Below are 18524 nucleotides of genomic sequence, written 5' to 3' on the forward strand. Positions count from 1 at the left end.
AAGGCCGACTATGGGCACTGAAACACTGGCGATCAGCAGCGTGCGAATGTTTCGTTATGCGTTTGGCTCGCTGCTGCTATTGGCAGGAACTGCATTGCTGGTGGCCCAAGGGCTGGCCTGGCTTGACCTGGAACCGCGCATCCTGCGTGCCTTGCAGGGCGGGGCCATCTGCGCGCTCGGCACCGCCCTGGGTGCCGTGCCGGTACTGGTGATCCGCCGGATGCCATTGGCGGTGAGCGACACGCTGCTCGGCTTCGGTGCCGGGGTGATGTTGGCCGCTACGGCGTTTTCGCTGATCGTGCCGGGTATTGCGGCTGCCCAAAGCCTGGGGCTGACGCCATGGGCTGCCAGTGGATTGATCAGTTTCGGCATCATGCTGGGCGCGTTCGGGCTGTATCTGGTGGATCGCAAGGTCTCCGGCGCCACCCCGGAAATGCTGGTGGGCAGTCCGGAGCATCCGGTGATACCGCCGCGTATCTGGCTGTTTGTGTTCGCCATCATTGCCCACAACATTCCCGAAGGCATGGCCGTGGGTGTCTCGGCAGGCGGCGGCATGCCGGATGCCGACAGCCTCGCCATGGGTATCGCCTTGCAGGATGTGCCGGAGGGACTGGTGATTGCGTTGGTGCTGGCCGGGGCAGGGATGTCGCGGGTCAAGGCGTTCCTGATCGGCGCGGCGTCAGGGCTGGTGGAGCCGGTGTTTGCGGTGCTGTGTGCCTGGCTGGTGAGCCTGGCTCAGGTGCTGTTGCCGCTGGGGCTGGCGCTGGCGGCCGGGGCCATGCTGCTGGTGGTGACTCACGAAGTCATTCCCGAGTCGCGGCGCAATGGCCATGACAAGCTCGCCAGCCTGGGGCTGTGTATCGGGTTTTGCTTGATGATGGTGATGGATACGGCGTTGGGCTGAGGCTGTCGCGCTTCTACAAGAAGCGCTTGCGGTAGTCGCTGGGGGTAACGCCCAGGCGGCGAACGAAGGCGCGCCGGAACCCATCAACATTGGCATAGCCGACCTGATCGGCCAGGCGTTTGAGCGAGACATTCGAGCCTTCGATCAGCCGCCGTGCCTGGTCGATACGTGCCAGCTCCACGAACTCGGCAGGGGTGAATCCACCCTCGGCCTTGAATACCCGGGCAAAGTTGCGTTCGCTCATGTCAGCGCGCTGGGCCAGCAATGCCACGCTCAGGTCTGCGGCCAGGTTGTCGACGATATAGGTCTGTATCTGGCGAATGTTCGTGCGCTCTGCGGTCTGTGCCGCCAGTTGGGCGCTGAACTGTGACTGGCCGCCCGGCCGTTTGAAGTACATCACCATTTCCCTGGCCACACTGAGCGCCAAATCACGGCCGTGGTCCTCCTCGACTAACGCGAGCGCCAGATCCATACCGGCCGTCACACCGGCGGAGGTGTACAGGTTACCGTCGCGGATAAAAATGCTGTCCGGTTCGACCACGGCATCGGGGTATTGCCTGGCCAGCAATGCACTGGAATTCCAGTGCGTGGTGACGCGTCGCCCGACCAGCAAGCCAGCAGCCCCCAGCACAAAAGCGCCACTGCAAACCGAGCCTATCCGCCGCACGCGCGTGGCCTGGTAGCGTACCCAGTCCCGCAGGTGGGCGTCGTGTGCCACGTCATTCACGCTGGGGCTTCCAGCGATCAGCAGCGTATCGATAGCCCCCTTGAACGTCTCGATGGAGTCATCCGTGGCCAGGCGAAGCCCATTGGTTCCCTTGATCTGCCCGGCGACGGTACCGATGACCGAGATCCGGTATGCACGGGAATTACCCAATTGCCTGGCCGCTTCAGCGAACACATCGGCAGGGCCGACGACATCCAGCATTTGCACACGGGGAAACGCCAGGAGGGCAATTCGCATGGTGTCGGTCTCCGTAGTGGAAATGGCTGAAATCGTCGTTAAGCGACACTATAGGACAGAGGGGAGGTAGGCGACACTGTCCGTCACGTGCTTTATCGTCAACCGGAGACCCGCATGAGCATCTGTAACGCGCCACTTCCCCCCTTCGCTGTCGAATCGAGCGAGCGGTCGGGGTCCATCAAGAACCTTCCCATCAATTTGTTTGGCGCCGTGATGGGGTTGGCCGGCCTGAGCCTGGCCTGGCAGTCCGCCAGTGAATATGTGGCTTACGCGCAAATGATCGGAGCGGTCATTGGTGGGTTTGCCATTCTGGTGTTTATCGCACTGGTGGCGGGGTATCTCACCAAATGGGTTAAATACCCTGCGGCGGTCAAAGCCGAGTTCAATCACCCGATATCAGGAAATTTCTTTGGCACGGTGACGATCGCGTTGCTGCTGCTGTCGGCAGTCGTAGGTTCAGCTAGCACCCTGATCAGCCAGGGGCTTTGGATGTTGGGTAGCCTGCTGACCATGATCCTGGCGGCAATTGTGCTCTCGCGACTGTTGTCCGGTAATCAGGAGTCGCAATATGCGGTGCCTGCCTGGCTGATCCCGGGGGTGGCGGCGCTCGACATCGCGGTGACAGGTGCCCACATGCCCATGGCGTGGGCATACGAGTTCAATCTGTTCGCGATGGCGGTAGGGAGTGTGATTGCGCTGGTGTTCTTCACGCGAATTTTTTCACGTCTGGTTCACGAGCCGGTGATGGCCAAAGGTATGACACCTTCGCTGATGATACTTATCGCCCCCTTTGAAGTCGGCTTTCTGGCTTACACCAACTTCTTTGGCAGCGTCGACTATTTTGCCAGCGTGCTCTTCTACTTTGGCCTGTTCCTGTTTGGGGTGCTGGCATTCAAAGTATTCCGTCAGGCCGCGCCTTTTTCTCCTGCCTGGTGGGCAATCAGCTTTCCGATTGCGGCATTGAGCAACGCTGCGTTGAAATATGCCGATGCCAAAGGAAGCGTGATCCTGGAAGCGATTGCCTATCTGATCCTGGCTTTCCTGACGATCGCCCTGGCCGTACTGACGGTCAAGACGTTGAAGATTCTGTTCAACGGCAAACTGCTGTCCAACTGACGCAGGGGAGGGGCGATTACCTACTCGCCCTCATCAAAGAAATTATTGATCAACGCTACCAGGGCATCCATCGCTTCCTGCTCTTGCTCGCCTTCGGTCTTCAAATGAATCTTCGTGCCCTTGCCCGCAGCCAGCATCATCATGGCCATGATGCTTTTGCCGTCGACCATGGATTCCGGGGTGCGCCCGGCGCGGATCTGGCAAGGGAACTGCCCGGCGACGCCGACGAACTTGGCCGAGGCCCGGGCGTGCAGGCCCAGCTTGTTGATGATTTCAATTTCCAGAGCGGGCATCGCGGGGGTGTTCCTTTCAGCTGAGGTCGCGGTGGCGAACCTGGACGTTCTTGAGGGTTTGTTGCAGCACCTTGCCCAGGCGTTCGGTCAGGTAGACGGATCGGTGGTGGCCGCCGGTGCAGCCAATGGCGATGGTGACATAAGCCCGATTGCTGGCCGCAAAACGCGGCAGCCATTTGAGCAGGTAGCTGGAGATGTCCTGGTACATTTCCTCGACATCCGGTTGCGCCGCCAGGTACTCGGCCACAGGTTGGTCCAGCCCCGACTGATCGCGCAGTTCCGGCTTCCAGTACGGGTTGGGCAGGCAGCGCACATCGAACACCAGGTCGGCATCTACCGGCATGCCGCGCTTGAAACCGAACGACTCGACAAGGAACGCCGTGCCTGGCTCCGGCTGGTTCAGCAGACGCAGCTTGATCGCATCCCGCAGTTGATACAGGTTCAGGCTGGTGGTGTTGATCTTGAGGTCGGCCAGGTCAATGATCGGCCCCAGCAGTTTGGTCTCGTCCTCGATGGCTTCGGCCAGGGAACGATGAGGGCTGCTCAACGGGTGGCGGCGACGGGTTTCAGAGAAGCGCTTGAGCAGGGTCTCTTCGTCGGCGTCCAGGTACAGCACATCGCAATGGATATGCTTGGCCCGCACTTCTTCGAGCAGTTCAGGAAAGCGTGTGAGGTGGCTGGGCAGGTTGCGGGCGTCGATCGACACGGCGACCAGCGGTTGCGCCAACTCGGTATGAATCAGCGCGCGTTCCGCCAGTTCCGGTAGCAGGCCGGCGGGCAGGTTGTCGATGCAATAGAAGCCGTTGTCCTCAAGAACATTGAGGGCCGTGCTTTTACCTGAGCCGGAACGGCCGCTGACGATGATCAAACGCATGATTAATGCCCGTTTTGTTCATCCAGGACAACCTGGTAGAGCGCCTCATTGCTTGAGGCACTACGCAGTTTGTCGCGTACGTCCTTGCGGTCGAGCATGCTGGCGATCTGCCGAAGCAGTTCCAGGTGCGCATCGGTGGCAGCTTGCGGGACCAGCAGCACGAACAGCAGGTCGACCGGCGCGCCGTCGATGGCGTCGAAATCGATAGGGGCGTCCAGGTGCAGCAGGGCGCTGACTGGAGACTCACAGCCTTGCAGGCGGCAGTGAGGAATGGCGATGCCGTTGCCAAAGCCGGTGGAGCCGAGCTTTTCACGGGCGATCAGGGCCTCGTACACAGCTTGCGTATCCAGTTCGGGCACTTCGCGGCCGATCAGGTTGGCAATTTGTTCGAGGGCGCGCTTTTTACTGCCGCCCGGCACGTTCACGAGGGAACGGCCGGGGGTCAGGATGGTTTCAAGTCGGATCATGGGTGGGGAGTGTTAGCGGCCAGTGCCTTGAAGAAGGCTCTGCTGCTTTTCCTTATGCTTTTTAAGTTGGCGGTCAAGCTTGTCTGTGAGCAAGTCGATTGATGCATACATGTCTTCATGTTCGGCATTGGCGACCACTTCGCCACCGGGTATCTGAAGTGTCGCTTCGATTTTCTGCTGAAGCTTGTCGACCTTCATGATGACCTGCACGTTGGTGATCTTGTCGAAATGGCCCTCAAGCTTCTTCAGCTTCAGCTCGACGTATTCGCGCAATGGAGGGGTGACTTCTACATGGTGTCCACTGATGTTGACTTGCATACAGCTTCTCCTTCGTTGCCAGTGCATAAAGCGGCGGGTAGGAATACCCGCCACTGGAACGCTATGGCCCGCCCGTCACATCAAACGCTTACGCTCGCTGGAAGGCGCGATCCCTAGGGACTCGCGGTACTTGGCGACGGTTCGACGGGCGACCTGAATGCCTTGTGCCTCCAGTAAACCAGCGATCTTGCTGTCACTCAACGGCTTTTTCTGATTTTCCGCGGCAACCAGTTTTTTGATGATCGCGCGGATCGCCGTGGACGAGCATTCGCCGCCTTCGGAGGTGCTGACGTGGCTGGAGAAAAAGTATTTCAGCTCATATATACCCCGTGGGGTATGCATGAATTTTTGCGTGGTCACCCGGGAAATCGTTGATTCGTGCATGCCCACCGCCTCGGCGATGTCGTGCAGTACCAGCGGCTTCATTGCTTCATCGCCGTATTCCAGGAAGCCGCGCTGGTGCTCGACGATCTGGGTGGCGACTTTCATCAGGGTTTCGTTGCGGCTTTGCAGGCTCTTGATGAACCAGCGGGCTTCCTGCAGTTGGTTACGCATGAAGGTGTTATCGGCGCTGGTGTCGGCGCGGCGCACAAAACCTGCGTATTGCGGATTGACCCGCAGGCGCGGCACCGATTCCTGGTTCAGCTCCACCAGCCAGCGTTCGTTGTCCTTGCGCACAATCACGTCGGGCACGACATATTCGGCTTCGCTGGACTCGATCTGCGAGCCCGGGCGTGGGTTGAGGCTCTGCACCAGCTCGATGATCTGGCGCAGGTCATCTTCCTTGAGCTTCATGCGGCGCATCAGCTGGCTGTAGTCGCGGCTGCCCAGCAGGTCGATGTAGTCGGTGACCAGGCGCTGCGCTTCGCTCAGCCAAGGCGTCTTGGCCGGCAATTGGCGCAGTTGCAGCAGCAGGCACTCGCTGAGGTTGCGGGCGCCGATGCCGGCCGGCTCGAATTGCTGGATGCGGTGCAGGACGGCTTCGATTTCGTCCAGTTCGATGTCCAGTTCCGGGTCGAACGCCTCGAGGATCTCCTCAAGGGTCTCGTCCAGGTAGCCCTGGTTGTTGATGCAATCGATCAGGGTCACGGCGATCAGGCGATCGGTATCGGACATCGGTGCCAGGTTCAGCTGCCAGAGCAAATGGCTTTGCAGGCTCTCGCCGGCTGATGTGCGGGTGGTGAAGTCCCACTCGTCGTCATCGTTGCTGGGCAGGCTGCTGGCGCTGGTCTGGTAGACGTCTTCCCAGGCGGTATCCACGGGAAGTTCGTTGGGAATGCGTTCGTTCCATTCGCCTTCCTCAAGGTTATCCACCGTGGGGGCGGTTTCCTGATAGGAGGGTTCCTGTACGTCGGGGTTGGGCTTTTGCTCGATGTTGTCGGCCAGCGGGTCTGCATTATCGAAGTCGTCGCCTTCTTCCTGGCGTTCGAGCATCGGATTGGACTCCAGGGCCTCCTGGATTTCCTGTTGCAGGTCCAGGGTCGACAATTGGAGCAGGCGGATGGCCTGTTGCAGCTGCGGTGTCATCGTCAGCTGCTGGCCCATTCTCAGGACTAGCGATGGTTTCATGGCAGGGGCTTAACACCTTATTCGCCGGCGCAATGCGCCATCCACGACAGGGCGCGTGAGCGCCAAACATAAGCAAATTATATGCCTGATATCGGGGGCTTTGCCTAGAGCGCGGTAACAATAAAAATACTGAGGTTTTTATTGACTACCGCGCTCCATGGCGAATGGCCTGATACCACCGTGTTTACAGGCGGAACTCGTGACCCAGATACACTTCCTTGACCAGTTCGTTGGCCAGGATAGTGGCAGAGTCACCTTCGGCAATCAGCTGTCCATCGTTGACGATGTAGGCGGTTTCGCAGATATCGAGTGTCTCACGGACGTTGTGGTCGGTGATCAATACACCGATGCCCTTGGCCTTGAGATGATGGATGATCTGCTTGATGTCGCCGACCGAGATCGGGTCGACACCGGCGAAAGGTTCGTCCAGCAGGATGAACTTGGGCGCCGTGGCCAGCGCACGGGCGATTTCCACACGACGACGCTCGCCGCCGGAAAGGCTCATGCCGAGGTTGTCGCGAATGTGGTTGATGTGGAATTCCTGCAGCAGGCTTTCCAGCTCTTTCTTGCGCCCGGCGCGGTCGAGTTCCTTGCGGGTCTCGAGGATGGCCATGATGTTGTCGGAAACCGACAGTTTGCGGAAGATCGATGCTTCCTGGGGAAGATAGCCGATACCCGCTTGCGCACGGCCGTGCATAGGCTGGTGGCTCACGTCCAGGTCGTCGATCAGGACGCGGCCTTGATCGGCCTGCACCAGGCCGACGATCATGTAGAAGCAGGTGGTCTTGCCGGCACCGTTGGGGCCGAGCAAACCGACGATCTGGCCGCTGTCGATCGACAGGCTGACGTCACGCACGACCTGACGGCTTTTATAAGCCTTGGCCAGATGCTGGGCTTTCAGGGTTGCCATTAATTCGCCTTCTTCGCGTCGGGTTTCGGCGCCGGCTGGGCTGCGCCCGGTTTCTGCTTCGGCTGGATAACCATGTCGATACGCGGCTTCGGCGTGCTGATTTTCGAGCCGGTAGCACGGCCGGCCTGGGCGATCTGCTTCACCGTGTCGTAGACGATTTTTTCGCCGTCGGTGGTGTTGCCGTCATTGATGACCCGGGCCTGGTCGATCAGCACGATGCGGTTTTGCTGGGCGTGGTACTGGATCGTCTTGCCATAGCCTTTGACCGGCGTAGGGTCGCCCACTTTCTGCAGTTGTTCGAAATACGCCAGGTTGCCCACCGAAGTGACCACGTCGATATCGCCCGCCGGGGTACGAGTCAGTGTCACGGTGTTACCCGTCACTTTCATCGAGCCCTGGGTGATGATCACGCTGCCCGTGTAGGTCGCGATACCTTGCTTGTCATCCAGCTGCGCATCGTCAGCCTGAATGTGGATCGGTTGCTGGCTATCGTTCGGCAGAGCCCAGGCGCTCACGCTTCCCAGTGCTGCGCCCAGGCCGAGCAAAATAGGGAGGGTTTTAACGAGCCTCATACTGTCCTCTTACGTTCGATAGCAGGTGTATCCTGCTTTCTTTCAAATACGCTTTCATTCCCTTGCCAGTCGATACACCGCCAGCGCCGTCAATTCTAACGTCTTGCTCGGTCTGCGCATATTGCTTCTGTGGGAATACGGTCATGCGACTGCTGGTAATAATGGTGTCGCGGTTCTTGGCGTCAGTGCGGGCTACCCGCACCGAGTCAATCAGTTCCACTTGGGTGCCGTCCGGGTTGACCTCGCCACGCTCGCTGGTGACGTGCCATGGAAATTCGGCGCCGCGGTACAGGTTCATGTCCGGCTTGGTCAGCAAAGTGACCTCGGATGCCTTCAAGTGTTCGACCTTGTCGGAGGTCATTTCATACTGGACCTTGCCATCGGGCAGGTACTGGATGCTGTGGGCGTTGATGGCGTAATAGTCGATAGCACTCTCGTCAACCTGTGCAACCGGCTTGTCGAGGAAGCGCTCCGGGCTGATATTCCAGTAGCCGACCGCGAGGAAAACCGCGGCGATGACTGCAAGTATCAGGAAATTGCGAATCTTTTTACTCAGCATAAAACGCTCTATAGGTAGGCGGCGTGGGCCGCTTCAAGGCTGCCTTGGGCGCGCAGAATCAACTCGCAGAACTCGCGGGCGGCGCCTTCGCCGCCGCGGGCGGTGGTTACACCATGGGCGTGTTCGCGAACGAACGCCGCCGCATTGGCCACGGCCATGCCCAGGCCGACCCGGCGAATCACCGGCAGGTCGGGTAAATCGTCACCCAGGTACGCAACCTGCTCATAGCTTAGGTTGAGTTGGCCAAGAAGCTCGTCCAGAACCACCAGTTTATCCTCGCGGCCCTGATACAGGTGAGGAATACCCAGGTTTTGTGCGCGGCGTTCCACAACCGGGGTCTTGCGACCGCTGATGATGCCGGTTTGCACGCCCGCCGCCATCAGCATCTTGATGCCCTGGCCGTCGAGGGTGTTGAACGTCTTGAATTCGCTGCCGTCTTCCAGAAAGTACAGGCGGCCATCCGTCAGCACGCCGTCGACGTCGAAAATCGCCAGCTTGATGTGCTTGCCCCGTTGCATCAGGTCGGTGGTCATCTACATCACTCCCGCACGCAGCAAGTCGTGCATGTTCAGGGCGCCAACCGGACGGTCGTCGCTGTCGACCACCACCAGCGCCAGGATCTTGTGGTCTTCCATGATCTTCAGTGCTTCGGCCGCGAGCATGTCAGGGCGTGCGGTCTTGCCGTGAGGCGTCATGACTTCGTCGATGGTGGCGGTCTGGATGTCGAGGTTGCGGTCCAGGGTGCGGCGCAGGTCGCCGTCGGTGAAGACCCCGGCCAGCCGCCCGTCGGACTCCAGGATTACGGTCATGCCCAGGCGCTTGAGGGTCATTTCCATCAAGGCATCTTTCAGCAAGGTGCCGCGTGGCACCTGTGGCAGCTCGTCGCCGGCGTGCATGACGTTTTCCACTTTCAGCAGCAGGCGACGGCCAAGGGCGCCGCCCGGGTGGGAAAACGCGAAGTCTTCGGCGGTAAACCCGCGGGCTTCCAGCAATGCCACGGCCAGCGCATCGCCCATGACCAGGGCGGCGGTGGTGGAGGAGGTCGGTGCCAGGTTCAGCGGGCAGGCCTCGTGGGCAACGTGCACGTTCAAATTCACTTCGGCGGCTTTAGCCAGCGTCGAGTCCGGGTTGCCGGTCACGCTGATCAGCTGGATACCCAGGCGCTTGATCAGCGGCAGCAGGGTCACGATTTCGTTGGTGGTGCCGGAGTTGGACAGTGCCAGGATGATGTCGTCCCGGGTGATCATGCCCATGTCGCCGTGGCTGGCTTCGGCCGGATGCACGAAGAACGCGGTGGTCCCGGTGCTCGCCAGGGTGGCGGCGATCTTGTTGCCGACATGCCCGGATTTGCCCATGCCGACCACCACTACGCGGCCCTTGCTGGCCAGAATCATCTCGCAGGCGCGTACGAAATCCGCGTCGATATGGGCCAGTAAGCCTTCTACGGCTTCAAGCTCGAGGCGGATGGTGCGTTGTGCGGATTGAATAAGGTCGCTGGATTGGCTCATGTCTGAAATCGTATAGCCTGACGAAAAGTCGGCGATTATAACGGTAATGATCAATTCCCTCACACAAGTTCGTCAGGCTTTATTCAATCCACCTGTGGTTGAGATTGAACCTCAGCCAGGATTTTTTAGCTGTCCTGTTTCTGAACAAGCTCTGTTCCGGCCTTGGGGGCGCTGTACCAGCAGTGATATAGTTCGCGGCCAGTTCGGTCCGCACGGCCTTTTTGTCTATTCGGCGCAAGCATTTGTCGAAAACAAAGTGTCTGAGTGAAAGGCTGCATCCCAAGGAGTTTAGATGAGTGCCGATAACGCCTACGCGGTCGAGCTGAAGGGCCTTTCCTTCAAGCGCGGTACGCGCAGCATCTTCAATAATGTGGATATTCGCATTCCCCGCGGCAAAGTCACGGGCATCATGGGGCCTTCCGGCTGCGGCAAGACTACGCTGCTGCGCCTGATGGGCATGCAATTGCGCCCCTCCGCCGGTGAAGTCTGGGTCAATGGCCAGAACCTGCCGACCCTTTCGCGCAGTGACCTGTTCGATGCCCGCAAACACATGGGCGTCCTGTTCCAGAGCGGCGCGTTGTTTACCGATCTCGATGTTTTCGAAAACGTGGCGTTCCCGCTGCGGGTGCATACACAGCTGTCCGATGAAATGATTCGTGACATTGTGTTGCTGAAATTGCAGGCCGTCGGGCTGCGCGGTGCTATCGATTTGATGCCCGACGAGTTGTCCGGAGGCATGAAGCGTCGTGTCGCCCTGGCGCGTGCCATCGCCCTCGACCCGCAGATTCTCATGTACGACGAGCCTTTCGTTGGCCAGGACCCGATTGCCATGGGGGTGCTGGTACGCTTGATCCGCCTGCTCAATGATGCGTTGGGTATCACCAGTATCGTGGTTTCCCACGACCTGGCCGAGACCGCGAGCATTGCCGACTACCTATATGTAGTGGGCGATGGCCAGGTGCTGGGGCAGGGCACGCCTGAAGAACTGATGAACGCAGACAACCCGCGCATTCGCCAATTCATGACCGGCGATCCCGATGGCCCGGTGCCTTTTCACTTTCCGGCAGCGGACTACCGCTCAGATCTTCTGGGGAAGCGCTGATGCGCAAGACATCATTACTCGAAAAGGTTCGCCTTTTCGGTCGCTCCGGCATCGATATCATCGGTGTGCTGGGGCGTTCGACGATTTTCCTGTTTCATGCCTTGCTCGGCCGCGGCGGTATTGGCGGCGGTTTCGGCCTGCTGATCAAGCAATTGCACTCCGTGGGCGTGATGTCCCTGGTGATCATCGTGGTCTCCGGGGTGTTCATCGGCATGGTGTTGGCGCTGCAAGGCTTCAATATCCTCTCCAGCTACGGGTCCGAGCAGGCTGTTGGGCAGATGGTTGCCCTGACGCTGTTGCGTGAGTTGGGCCCGGTGGTGACCGCGCTGCTGTTTGCCGGGCGCGCCGGTTCTGCGCTGACGGCCGAAATCGGCAACATGAAGGCCACCGAGCAGCTGTCCAGCCTGGAAATGATCGGCGTCGATCCACTCAAGTACATTGTTGCCCCGCGCCTGTGGGCCGGCTTCATTTCCCTACCACTGCTGGCGATGGTGTTCAGCGTGGTCGGGATCTGGGGCGGTTCATGGGTGGCGGTTGACTGGTTGGGCGTCTACGACGGCTCCTACTGGGGCAACATGCAAAACAGCGTGACCTTCAGCGGCGACGTGCTCAACGGCATCATTAAAAGCATCGTCTTCGCCTTTGTAGTGACCTGGATCGCCGTATTCCAAGGCTATGACTGTGAGCCCACCTCAGAAGGGATCAGTCGCGCCACCACCAAGACCGTTGTGTACGCCTCGCTGGCGGTACTGGGCCTTGACTTCATTTTGACCGCCTTGATGTTTGGAGATTTCTGATGCAAAACCGCACTGTGGAAATCGGTGTCGGCCTTTTCTTGCTGGCTGGCATCCTGGCTTTACTGTTGCTCGCCCTGCGAGTCAGCGGCCTATCGGCCAGCCCCACCGCCGATACTTATAAACTTTACGCCTACTTCGACAATATCGCCGGTTTGACTGTCAGAGCTAAAGTGACCATGGCGGGTGTAACCATCGGCAAGGTCACGGCAATCGATCTGGACCGCGACAGCTTCACCGGCCGTGTGACCATGCAGGTGGACAAGAAGGTAGATAACCTGCCGACTGACTCCACTGCGTCTATCCTCACCGCTGGCCTGCTGGGCGAGAAGTACATCGGCATCAGCGTCGGCGGGGAATCTGCCCTGCTCAAGGATGGTTCGACCATTCATGACACACAGTCGTCGTTGGTGCTGGAGGACTTGATCGGTAAATTCCTGCTCAATACCGTCAATAAAGACGCCAAATGAGGAATGTGTTCATGATCTCTACTTTGCGACGTGGCCTGTTGGTACTGCTCGCGGCACTGCCGTTGATGGCTAACGCCGCTGCTGGCGGCTCTGCACATGACCTGGTGCAGGACACCACCAACAAGATGTTGGCTGACCTGAGTGCCAACAAGGAAAAGTACAAGCAGGACCCGAGTCAGTTCTATAACGCGCTGAACACGATTGTCGGGCCTGTTGTCGATGCTGAAGGTATTTCCAAAAGCATCATGACCGTCAAGTACTCGCGCAAGGCTACGCCTGCGCAGATGCAGACTTTCCAGGAAAACTTCAAGAAGGGCTTGTTCCAGTTCTACGGCAATGCCCTGCTGGAGTACAACAACCAGGGGATTACCGTCGCCCCTGCCGGGGATGAGTCGGGTGACCGCACCAGCGTCAACATGAGCGTCAAGGGCAACAACGGCGCGGTCTACCCTGTGCAGTACACGCTCGAGAAGGTCAACGGCGAGTGGAAACTGCGTAACGTGATCATCAACGGCATCAACATTGGCAAGCTGTTCCGTGACCAGTTCGCGGATGCCATGCAGCGCAATGGCAACGACCTGGACAAAACCATCAACGGTTGGGCTGGTGAAGTGGCCAAGGCCAAGGAAGAAACCGACAAAGCTGCCGGGAAGCCTGCCCAATGACCGAGTCGGCCATTCGCCTTGGCGAGTCCGGTGAGCTGTTGCTCAGCGGCGTGCTGGATTACAGCACTGGACCCGCCCTGCGCAAGCAGGGCCAGGCGCTGATCAATGCCAGTACCGCTCCTGCGCTGGTGCTGGACTGCTCGGCGGTGGTGAAGTCCAGCAGCGTCGGCTTGTCGTTGCTGCTGTGTTTCATGCGCGATGCGCAGGCCGTCAAAAAGCCGGTGAGCATTCGTGCATTGCCCGAAGACATGCGTGAAATCGCTGAGGTTTCCGGTCTGACCGAGCTGTTGGCGCATCCTTAATACACATTATTAAAGAAGCCCCCCGTCAGAGTCCTGCTATGCGGGGTTCGCAGGCGCGGGGCTTTTTTGTATGATGTGCGACCCGCGCGCACTGGGCGCCCATAGAGGTTGATCATGCAGGCCCTAGAAGTTAAAAGCTTCCTTGAAGGAAAGCTGCCCGAAACTAATGTTGAAGTTGAGGGCGAAGGCTGCAATTTCCAGCTGAACGTGATTAGCGATGAACTGGCGGCATTGAGCCCGGTCAAGCGTCAGCAGCAGATCTATGCCCATTTGAACCCGTGGATCACCGATGGCAGCATCCATGCGGTCACTATGAAATTTTTCAGCCGCGCGGCCTGGGCCGAGCGCACCTGAGCCCCCAAGGCGTCGAGATTCTTATGGATAAATTGATTATTACCGGCGGTGCTCGTCTTGACGGCGAGATCCGTATTTCCGGGGCGAAGAACTCCGCCCTGCCGATCCTGGCAGCGACTTTGCTGTGCGATGGCCCGGTTACCGTGGCCAACCTGCCGCACCTGCATGACATCACCACCATGATCGAGTTGTTCGGTCGCATGGGCATCGAGCCGGTGATCGACGAGAAACTCAGCGTCGAAATCGACCCGCGCACCATCAAGACCCTGATCGCACCGTACGAGCTGGTGAAAACCATGCGCGCCTCGATCCTGGTACTGGGCCCGATGGTTGCCCGGTTCGGCGAAGCCGAAGTCGCACTGCCTGGCGGTTGCGCCATCGGTTCGCGTCCGGTGGACCTGCACATCCGTGGCCTCGAAGCCATGGGTGCAACCATTGACGTCGAAGGCGGCTACATCAAGGCCAAGGCGCCGGAAGGCGGCCTGCGTGGCGCAAACTTCTTCTTTGATACCGTCAGTGTGACCGGTACCGAGAACATCATGATGGCCGCTGCCCTGGCCAATGGCCGCAGCGTGCTGCAAAACGCCGCGCGCGAGCCGGAAGTGGTCGACCTGGCCAACTTCCTGATCGCCATGGGTGCCAACATCACCGGCGCCGGCACCGACACCATCACCATTGATGGCGTGAAACGCCTGCATTCGGCTACCTACAAGGTGATGCCGGACCGCATCGAGACCGGTACCTACCTGGTCGCGGCTGCCGTCACCGGTGGCCGTGTCAAGGTCAAGGACACTGATCCGACCATCCTCGAAGCCGTCCTGGAAAAACTCAAGGAAGCCGGCGCCGAGATCACCACCGGTGAAGACTGGATCGAGCTGAACATGCATGGCAAGCGGCCAAAAGCCGTTAACGTGCGTACCGCTCCGTACCCGGCGTTCCCGACCGACATGCAGGCGCAGTTCATTTCCCTGAACGCGATTGCCGAAGGCACCGGTGCCGTGATCGAGACCATCTTCGAAAACCGCTTCATGCACGTGTACGAGCTGCACCGCATGGGCGCCAAGATCCAGGTCGAAGGCAACACCGCCATCGTGACCGGCATCGAGAAGCTCAAGGGCGCGCCAGTGATGGCTACCGACCTGCGTGCCTCCGCCAGCCTGGTGATCTCGGCGTTGTGCGCTGACGGCGACACCCTCATCGACCGCATCTACCACATAGACCGTGGTTACGAGTGCATCGAAGAGAAGCTGCAGATGCTCGGCGCGAAAATCCGCCGCGTACCGGGCTAGTTCCAGGAACTGCAAACACGTTCATTGTGGCGAGGGAGCTTGCTCCCGCTGGACTGCGCAGCAGTCCCAGTCTTTTTAAACAAAGATCAGGGCCGCTTCGCGCCCCAGCCGGAGCAAGCTCCCTCGCCACATGACGATGTATGCTGTTAGCTGATTGGTTTCAAGTCGAGGCTGTAATGGCCTCGATCTGTGTCTGGCGCCGATTGCGACCGGACAGCAATAGCCTGATGAAGGACTGACGTTTCCCATGTTGACCATCGCACTGTCCAAGGGCCGCATCCTTGACGACACTTTGCCGCTTCTGGCTGAAGCGGGCATCGTGCCGACCGAGAATCCGGACAAGAGCCGCAAGCTGATCATCCCCACGACCCAGGACGACGTTCGCCTGCTGATCGTGCGTGCCACCGATGTGCCAACTTACGTTGAACATGGCGCGGCCGACCTCGGCGTCGCGGGCAAAGACGTGCTGATGGAATACGGCGGCCAGGGCCTGTACGAGCCGCTGGACCTGCGTATCGCCCTGTGCAAGCTGATGACCGCCGGCCGTGTCGGTGACGTCGAGCCTAAAGGCCGCCTGCGGGTGGCGACCAAGTTCGTCAACGTTGCCAAGCGTTACTACGCCGAGCAAGGCCGCCAGGTCGACATCATCAAGCTTTACGGCTCGATGGAGCTGGCACCGCTGATCGGCCTGGCCGACAAGATCATCGACGTGGTCGACACCGGTAACACCCTGCGTGCCAACGGCCTGGAGCCCCAGGACTTTATCGCCGACATCAGCTCCCGGCTGATCGTCAACAAAGCTTCGATGAAAATGCAGCACGCCCGTATCCAGGCGTTGATCGACACCCTGCGCAAGGCAGTGGAGTCTCGACACCGCGGTTGACTCACCCGCGCGGCCCCAAGCCGCGCCCGTCTATCCGCCTCATAGCCAGAATTCTCAGGTGCCCAAGCGGATCGACTGCTAACTTTCGGCGCCTGAGCATTTTTGCCATTCCTATGAGGCCCTCGCTATGACCACGTCCACTGCAATTGCCCGACTCAACGCTGCCGACCCGGATTTCGCCCATCATCTGGATCATCTGCTGAGCTGGGAAAGCGTGTCCGACGATTCGGTCAATCAGCGGGTGCTCGACATCATCAAGGCCGTGCGCGAGCGCGGTGACGCGGCGCTGGTTGATTTTACCCGGCAGTTCGATGGCCTGGATGTCGCCTCCATGGCCGACCTGATCCTGCCCCGCGAACGCCTGGAGCTGGCGCTGACCCGCATCACCGCGCCCCAGCGCGAAGCCCTGGAAGTGGCGGCCGCGCGGGTGCGCAGCTACCACGAGAAACAGAAACAGGATTCCTGGAGCTACACCGAGGCCGACGGCACCGTACTGGGCCAGAAGGTCACGCCGCTGGACCGTGCTGGCCTGTACGTGCCGGGCGGCAAAGCGTCGTACCCGTCCTCGGTATTGATGAACGCGATTCCGGCCAAGGTGGCCGGCGTGACCGAAGTGGTCATGGTGGTGCCTACGCCGCGCGGCGAAATCAACGAACTGGTGCTGGCAGCGGCCTGCATCGCGGGCGTTGATCGCGTGTTCACCATCGGTGGCGCCCAAGCGGTAGCGGCCCTGGCCTACGGCACCGAAAGCGTGCCGAAGGTCGACAAGGTGGTTGGCCCGGGCAACATCTACGTGGCCACGGCCAAGCGCCATGTATTTGGCCAGGTCGGCATCGACATGATCGCCGGCCCTTCGGAAATCCTCGTGGTGTGTGACGGCCAGACCGACCCGGACTGGATCGCCATGGACCTGTTCTCCCAGGCCGAGCACGACGAAGACGCCCAGGCGATCCTCGTCAGCCCGGATGCCGAATTCCTGGACAAGGTCGCCGCCAGCATCGCCAAGCTGCTGCCGACCATGGAGCGCGCCGAGATCATCGAGAAGTCGATCAATGGCCGTGGCGCCCTGATCCTGGTCCGCGACATGGAGCAGGCCATCGAAGTGGCCAACCGTATCGCCCCGGAACACCTGGAGTTGTCCGTCGCCGACCCACAAGCCTGGCTGCCGCTGATTCGCCACGCCGGCGCGATCTTCATGGGCCGCCACACCAGCGAAGCCCTGGGCGACTACTGCGCAGGTCCCAACCACGTGCTGCCCACGTCGGGCACTGCGCGGTTCTCCTCGCCGCTGGGCGTGTATGACTTCCAGAAGCGCTCGTCGATCATCTTCTGCTCGCCAGAGGGCGCGTCGGAGTTGGGCAAGACCGCTTCCGTGCTGGCCCGTGGCGAGTCGCTGACCGCCCACGCCCGCAGCGCCGAATACCGCATCGTTGACGATAAGCAGGGGAACTGAAACATGAGCAAATTCTGGAGCCCGCTCGTCAAGGATCTCGTGCCTTACGTGCCCGGTGAGCAACCGAAGCTGACCAAGCTGGTAAAACTCAACACCAATGAAAACCCCTACGGCCCATCGCCCAAGGCGCTGGCTGCCATGCAGGCCGAGCTGAACGACAATCTGCGTTTGTACCCGGACCCCAACAGCGACCTGCTCAAGCAGGCGGTGGCCAAGTACTACGGGATCGACGCGGGCAAGGTGTTCCTCGGCAACGGCTCCGATGAAGTCCTGGCGCACATCTTCCACGGTTTGTTCCAGCACGACCTGCCGCTGCTGTTCCCGGACATCAGCTACAGCTTCTACCCGGTGTACTGCGGCCTGTACCGCATTGCCTTCGACGCAGTGCCGCTGGATGAACAGTTCCAGATCCGCGTGTCGGACTACGCCAGGCCCAACGGCGGGATCATCTTCCCGAACCCGAACGCGCCGACCGGTTGCGTGATGGCGCTGGACGCCGTGGAGCAAATCCTCAAGGCCAGCCCGGACTCGGTGGTGGTGGTCGATGAAGCCTATATCGACTTCGGCGGCGAGACCGCCATCAGCCTGGTGGACCGTTACCCGAACCTGCTGGTGACCCAGACCCTTTCCAAATCGCGCTCCCTGGCCGGTTTGCGGGTGGGCCTGGCCGTGGGCCACCCGGACCTGATCGAGGCGCTGGAGCGGGTCAAGAACAGCTTCAACTCCTACCCGCTGGACCGTCTGGCGATTGTCGGCGCGGCCGCCGCTTTTGAAGACCGCGAATACTTCCGGAACACCTGCAAGTTGGTGATCGATAGCCGTGAAAAGCTGGTGGCGCAACTGCAGGCCAAGGGGTTTGAAGTACTGCCGTCGGCGGCCAACTTCATCTTTGCCCGGCATCCAGGGCACGACGCTGCAGGGCTGGCGGCCAAGGTGCGGGAGCAGGGGGTGATTGTGCGGCACTTCAAGCAGGAGCGGATTGCCCAGTTCCTGCGGATCAGTATTGGCACGCCGGAGCAGAACCAGGCGCTGATCGATGCGTTGGGCGAGCTGTAAGCCACACTGAAACTCAAAAAAATGTGGGAGCGGGCTTGCTCGCGAATGCGGTGGTTCAGTCACTGATGTGCTGAATGACACACTGCATTCGCGAGCAAGCCC

The 18524-nt window shown here is 60.0% G+C and carries 23 protein-coding genes; 12 read left to right on the forward strand and 11 right to left on the reverse strand.

Annotation, left to right across the window (positions count from 1 at the left end):
- The first annotated feature begins 10 nt into the window (after positions 1–10).
- Entirely contained in the window at positions 11–904 is an 894-nt protein-coding gene (locus tag HX807_RS09645; RefSeq protein WP_003216102.1) for a ZIP family metal transporter, read from the forward strand.
- A 13-nt stretch (positions 905–917) separates the two neighbouring features.
- Here HX807_RS09645 and HX807_RS09650 read toward each other — a convergent pair whose 3' ends face one another.
- Positions 918–1868, reverse strand: coding sequence for a GlxA family transcriptional regulator (locus HX807_RS09650; RefSeq protein ID WP_087692865.1), 951 nt, complete (start codon positions 1866–1868; stop codon positions 918–920).
- Between the two features lie 114 nt (positions 1869–1982).
- On the opposite strand from HX807_RS09650, the gene HX807_RS09655 reads away from it, so the two are divergent.
- Positions 1983–2984, forward strand: a complete 1002-nt coding sequence (locus HX807_RS09655; RefSeq protein WP_008434304.1) for an SLAC1 anion channel family protein — start codon at positions 1983–1985, stop codon at positions 2982–2984.
- A gap of 20 nt (positions 2985–3004) precedes the next feature.
- On the opposite strand, the gene HX807_RS09660 is transcribed toward HX807_RS09655, so the two are convergent.
- The 10 genes from HX807_RS09660 to HX807_RS09705 all read right to left on the reverse strand — a co-directional run bounded on the left by HX807_RS09660 (position 3005) and on the right by HX807_RS09705 (position 10054).
- Positions 3005–3277 (reverse strand): HPr family phosphocarrier protein, encoded by a 273-nt coding sequence (locus tag HX807_RS09660; RefSeq protein WP_003216108.1) that lies wholly within the window; start codon positions 3275–3277, stop codon positions 3005–3007.
- Positions 3278–3293: 16 nt separating this feature from the next.
- A complete protein-coding gene (gene rapZ, locus HX807_RS09665) occupies positions 3294–4151 on the reverse strand; it encodes an RNase adapter RapZ (protein ID WP_003216111.1) in 858 nt (285 codons plus the stop codon).
- A gap of 2 nt (positions 4152–4153) precedes the next feature.
- Positions 4154–4618: a PTS IIA-like nitrogen regulatory protein PtsN gene (gene ptsN / locus HX807_RS09670; RefSeq protein WP_003216114.1), complete on the reverse strand. Its 465-nt coding sequence runs from the start codon at positions 4616–4618 to the stop codon at positions 4154–4156.
- A 12-nt stretch (positions 4619–4630) separates the two neighbouring features.
- On the reverse strand, positions 4631–4936 hold the full coding sequence (hpf, locus tag HX807_RS09675) for a ribosome hibernation-promoting factor, HPF/YfiA family (protein WP_003216115.1): 306 nt from the start codon (positions 4934–4936) through the stop codon (positions 4631–4633).
- A gap of 75 nt (positions 4937–5011) precedes the next feature.
- The gene (locus HX807_RS09680) at positions 5012–6505 is read right to left on the reverse strand and encodes an RNA polymerase factor sigma-54 (protein ID WP_003216117.1); all 1494 of its coding nucleotides are present in this window, start codon (positions 6503–6505) and stop codon (positions 5012–5014) included.
- Positions 6506–6689: 184 nt separating this feature from the next.
- Positions 6690–7415, reverse strand: coding sequence for an LPS export ABC transporter ATP-binding protein (gene lptB, locus HX807_RS09685; RefSeq protein ID WP_003216119.1), 726 nt, complete (start codon positions 7413–7415; stop codon positions 6690–6692).
- Positions 7415–7987 (reverse strand): lipopolysaccharide transport periplasmic protein LptA, encoded by a 573-nt coding sequence (gene lptA / locus HX807_RS09690; RefSeq protein WP_023659193.1) that lies wholly within the window; start codon positions 7985–7987, stop codon positions 7415–7417. The genes lptB and lptA overlap by 1 nt, the downstream gene beginning before the upstream one ends.
- The gene (gene lptC / locus HX807_RS09695; RefSeq protein ID WP_003216122.1) at positions 7974–8546 is read right to left on the reverse strand and encodes an LPS export ABC transporter periplasmic protein LptC; all 573 of its coding nucleotides are present in this window, start codon (positions 8544–8546) and stop codon (positions 7974–7976) included. Before lptC ends, lptA begins: the two co-directional genes overlap by 14 nt.
- 8 nt (positions 8547–8554) lie before the next feature.
- Complete coding sequence (locus HX807_RS09700; RefSeq protein ID WP_003216124.1) at positions 8555–9079, reverse strand: HAD family hydrolase; 525 nt, start codon at positions 9077–9079, stop codon at positions 8555–8557.
- On the reverse strand, positions 9080–10054 hold the full coding sequence (locus HX807_RS09705) for a KpsF/GutQ family sugar-phosphate isomerase (RefSeq protein WP_003216126.1): 975 nt from the start codon (positions 10052–10054) through the stop codon (positions 9080–9082).
- A gap of 292 nt (positions 10055–10346) precedes the next feature.
- On the opposite strand from HX807_RS09705, the gene HX807_RS09710 reads away from it, so the two are divergent.
- The 10 genes from HX807_RS09710 (at position 10347) to hisC (ending at position 18422) form a co-directional block, all read left to right on the forward strand.
- The gene (locus tag HX807_RS09710; RefSeq protein WP_003216128.1) at positions 10347–11156 is read left to right on the forward strand and encodes an ATP-binding cassette domain-containing protein; all 810 of its coding nucleotides are present in this window, start codon (positions 10347–10349) and stop codon (positions 11154–11156) included.
- Entirely contained in the window at positions 11156–11953 is a 798-nt protein-coding gene (gene mlaE / locus HX807_RS09715) for a lipid asymmetry maintenance ABC transporter permease subunit MlaE (protein WP_003216131.1), read from the forward strand. Before HX807_RS09710 ends, mlaE begins: the two co-directional genes overlap by 1 nt.
- Positions 11953–12420 (forward strand): outer membrane lipid asymmetry maintenance protein MlaD, encoded by a 468-nt coding sequence (gene mlaD / locus HX807_RS09720; protein ID WP_003216133.1) that lies wholly within the window; start codon positions 11953–11955, stop codon positions 12418–12420. Before mlaE ends, mlaD begins: the two co-directional genes overlap by 1 nt.
- An 11-nt stretch (positions 12421–12431) precedes the next feature.
- Complete coding sequence (locus tag HX807_RS09725) at positions 12432–13085, forward strand: phospholipid-binding protein MlaC (protein ID WP_003216135.1); 654 nt, start codon at positions 12432–12434, stop codon at positions 13083–13085.
- A complete protein-coding gene (locus tag HX807_RS09730) occupies positions 13082–13387 on the forward strand; it encodes a lipid asymmetry maintenance protein MlaB (RefSeq protein WP_003216137.1) in 306 nt (101 codons plus the stop codon). The genes HX807_RS09725 and HX807_RS09730 overlap by 4 nt, the downstream gene beginning before the upstream one ends.
- A 114-nt stretch (positions 13388–13501) precedes the next feature.
- Complete coding sequence (locus HX807_RS09735; protein ID WP_008434291.1) at positions 13502–13741, forward strand: BolA family protein; 240 nt, start codon at positions 13502–13504, stop codon at positions 13739–13741.
- Between the two features lie 23 nt (positions 13742–13764).
- On the forward strand, positions 13765–15030 hold the full coding sequence (gene murA, locus HX807_RS09740; protein ID WP_003216140.1) for a UDP-N-acetylglucosamine 1-carboxyvinyltransferase: 1266 nt from the start codon (positions 13765–13767) through the stop codon (positions 15028–15030).
- Between the two features lie 247 nt (positions 15031–15277).
- Complete coding sequence (hisG, locus tag HX807_RS09745; protein ID WP_003188599.1) at positions 15278–15913, forward strand: ATP phosphoribosyltransferase; 636 nt, start codon at positions 15278–15280, stop codon at positions 15911–15913.
- A 127-nt stretch (positions 15914–16040) separates the two neighbouring features.
- On the forward strand, positions 16041–17366 hold the full coding sequence (hisD, locus tag HX807_RS09750) for a histidinol dehydrogenase (RefSeq protein ID WP_008434283.1): 1326 nt from the start codon (positions 16041–16043) through the stop codon (positions 17364–17366).
- A gap of 3 nt (positions 17367–17369) precedes the next feature.
- Positions 17370–18422, forward strand: coding sequence for a histidinol-phosphate transaminase (hisC, locus tag HX807_RS09755; RefSeq protein WP_003216145.1), 1053 nt, complete (start codon positions 17370–17372; stop codon positions 18420–18422).
- Positions 18423–18524: the final 102 nt, after the last annotated feature.

The organism is Pseudomonas sp. D8002 (assembly GCF_013385695.1).
Taxonomy (GTDB): domain Bacteria; phylum Pseudomonadota; class Gammaproteobacteria; order Pseudomonadales; family Pseudomonadaceae; genus Aquipseudomonas.

Excerpts from the sequence above, each read along its gene's own strand:
- hisC (WP_003216145.1), top strand. The coding sequence starts at position 17,370 with ATGAGCAAATTCTGGAGCCCGCTCGTCAAGGATCTCGTGCCTTACGTG.
- HX807_RS09655 (WP_008434304.1), top strand. The coding sequence starts at position 1,983 with ATGAGCATCTGTAACGCGCCACTTCCCCCCTTCGCTGTCGAATCGAGC.
- HX807_RS09660 (WP_003216108.1), bottom strand. The coding sequence starts at position 3,277 with ATGCCCGCTCTGGAAATTGAAATCATCAACAAGCTGGGCCTGCACGCC.
- HX807_RS09705 (WP_003216126.1), bottom strand. The coding sequence starts at position 10,054 with ATGAGCCAATCCAGCGACCTTATTCAATCCGCACAACGCACCATCCGC.
- HX807_RS09645 (WP_003216102.1), top strand. The coding sequence starts at position 11 with ATGGGCACTGAAACACTGGCGATCAGCAGCGTGCGAATGTTTCGTTAT.
- lptA (WP_023659193.1), bottom strand. The coding sequence starts at position 7,987 with ATGAGGCTCGTTAAAACCCTCCCTATTTTGCTCGGCCTGGGCGCAGCA.
- lptB (WP_003216119.1), bottom strand. The coding sequence starts at position 7,415 with ATGGCAACCCTGAAAGCCCAGCATCTGGCCAAGGCTTATAAAAGCCGT.
- HX807_RS09710 (WP_003216128.1), top strand. The coding sequence starts at position 10,347 with ATGAGTGCCGATAACGCCTACGCGGTCGAGCTGAAGGGCCTTTCCTTC.
- HX807_RS09725 (WP_003216135.1), top strand. The coding sequence starts at position 12,432 with ATGATCTCTACTTTGCGACGTGGCCTGTTGGTACTGCTCGCGGCACTG.
- rapZ (WP_003216111.1), bottom strand. The coding sequence starts at position 4,151 with ATGCGTTTGATCATCGTCAGCGGCCGTTCCGGCTCAGGTAAAAGCACG.
- hisD (WP_008434283.1), top strand. The coding sequence starts at position 16,041 with ATGACCACGTCCACTGCAATTGCCCGACTCAACGCTGCCGACCCGGAT.
- HX807_RS09735 (WP_008434291.1), top strand. The coding sequence starts at position 13,502 with ATGCAGGCCCTAGAAGTTAAAAGCTTCCTTGAAGGAAAGCTGCCCGAA.
- mlaD (WP_003216133.1), top strand. The coding sequence starts at position 11,953 with ATGCAAAACCGCACTGTGGAAATCGGTGTCGGCCTTTTCTTGCTGGCT.
- mlaE (WP_003216131.1), top strand. The coding sequence starts at position 11,156 with ATGCGCAAGACATCATTACTCGAAAAGGTTCGCCTTTTCGGTCGCTCC.
- lptC (WP_003216122.1), bottom strand. The coding sequence starts at position 8,546 with ATGCTGAGTAAAAAGATTCGCAATTTCCTGATACTTGCAGTCATCGCC.
- HX807_RS09650 (WP_087692865.1), bottom strand. The coding sequence starts at position 1,868 with ATGCGAATTGCCCTCCTGGCGTTTCCCCGTGTGCAAATGCTGGATGTC.
- HX807_RS09680 (WP_003216117.1), bottom strand. The coding sequence starts at position 6,505 with ATGAAACCATCGCTAGTCCTGAGAATGGGCCAGCAGCTGACGATGACA.
- hisG (WP_003188599.1), top strand. The coding sequence starts at position 15,278 with ATGTTGACCATCGCACTGTCCAAGGGCCGCATCCTTGACGACACTTTG.
- ptsN (WP_003216114.1), bottom strand. The coding sequence starts at position 4,618 with ATGATCCGACTTGAAACCATCCTGACCCCCGGCCGTTCCCTCGTGAAC.
- murA (WP_003216140.1), top strand. The coding sequence starts at position 13,765 with ATGGATAAATTGATTATTACCGGCGGTGCTCGTCTTGACGGCGAGATC.
- HX807_RS09700 (WP_003216124.1), bottom strand. The coding sequence starts at position 9,079 with ATGACCACCGACCTGATGCAACGGGGCAAGCACATCAAGCTGGCGATT.
- HX807_RS09730 (WP_003216137.1), top strand. The coding sequence starts at position 13,082 with ATGACCGAGTCGGCCATTCGCCTTGGCGAGTCCGGTGAGCTGTTGCTC.
- hpf (WP_003216115.1), bottom strand. The coding sequence starts at position 4,936 with ATGCAAGTCAACATCAGTGGACACCATGTAGAAGTCACCCCTCCATTG.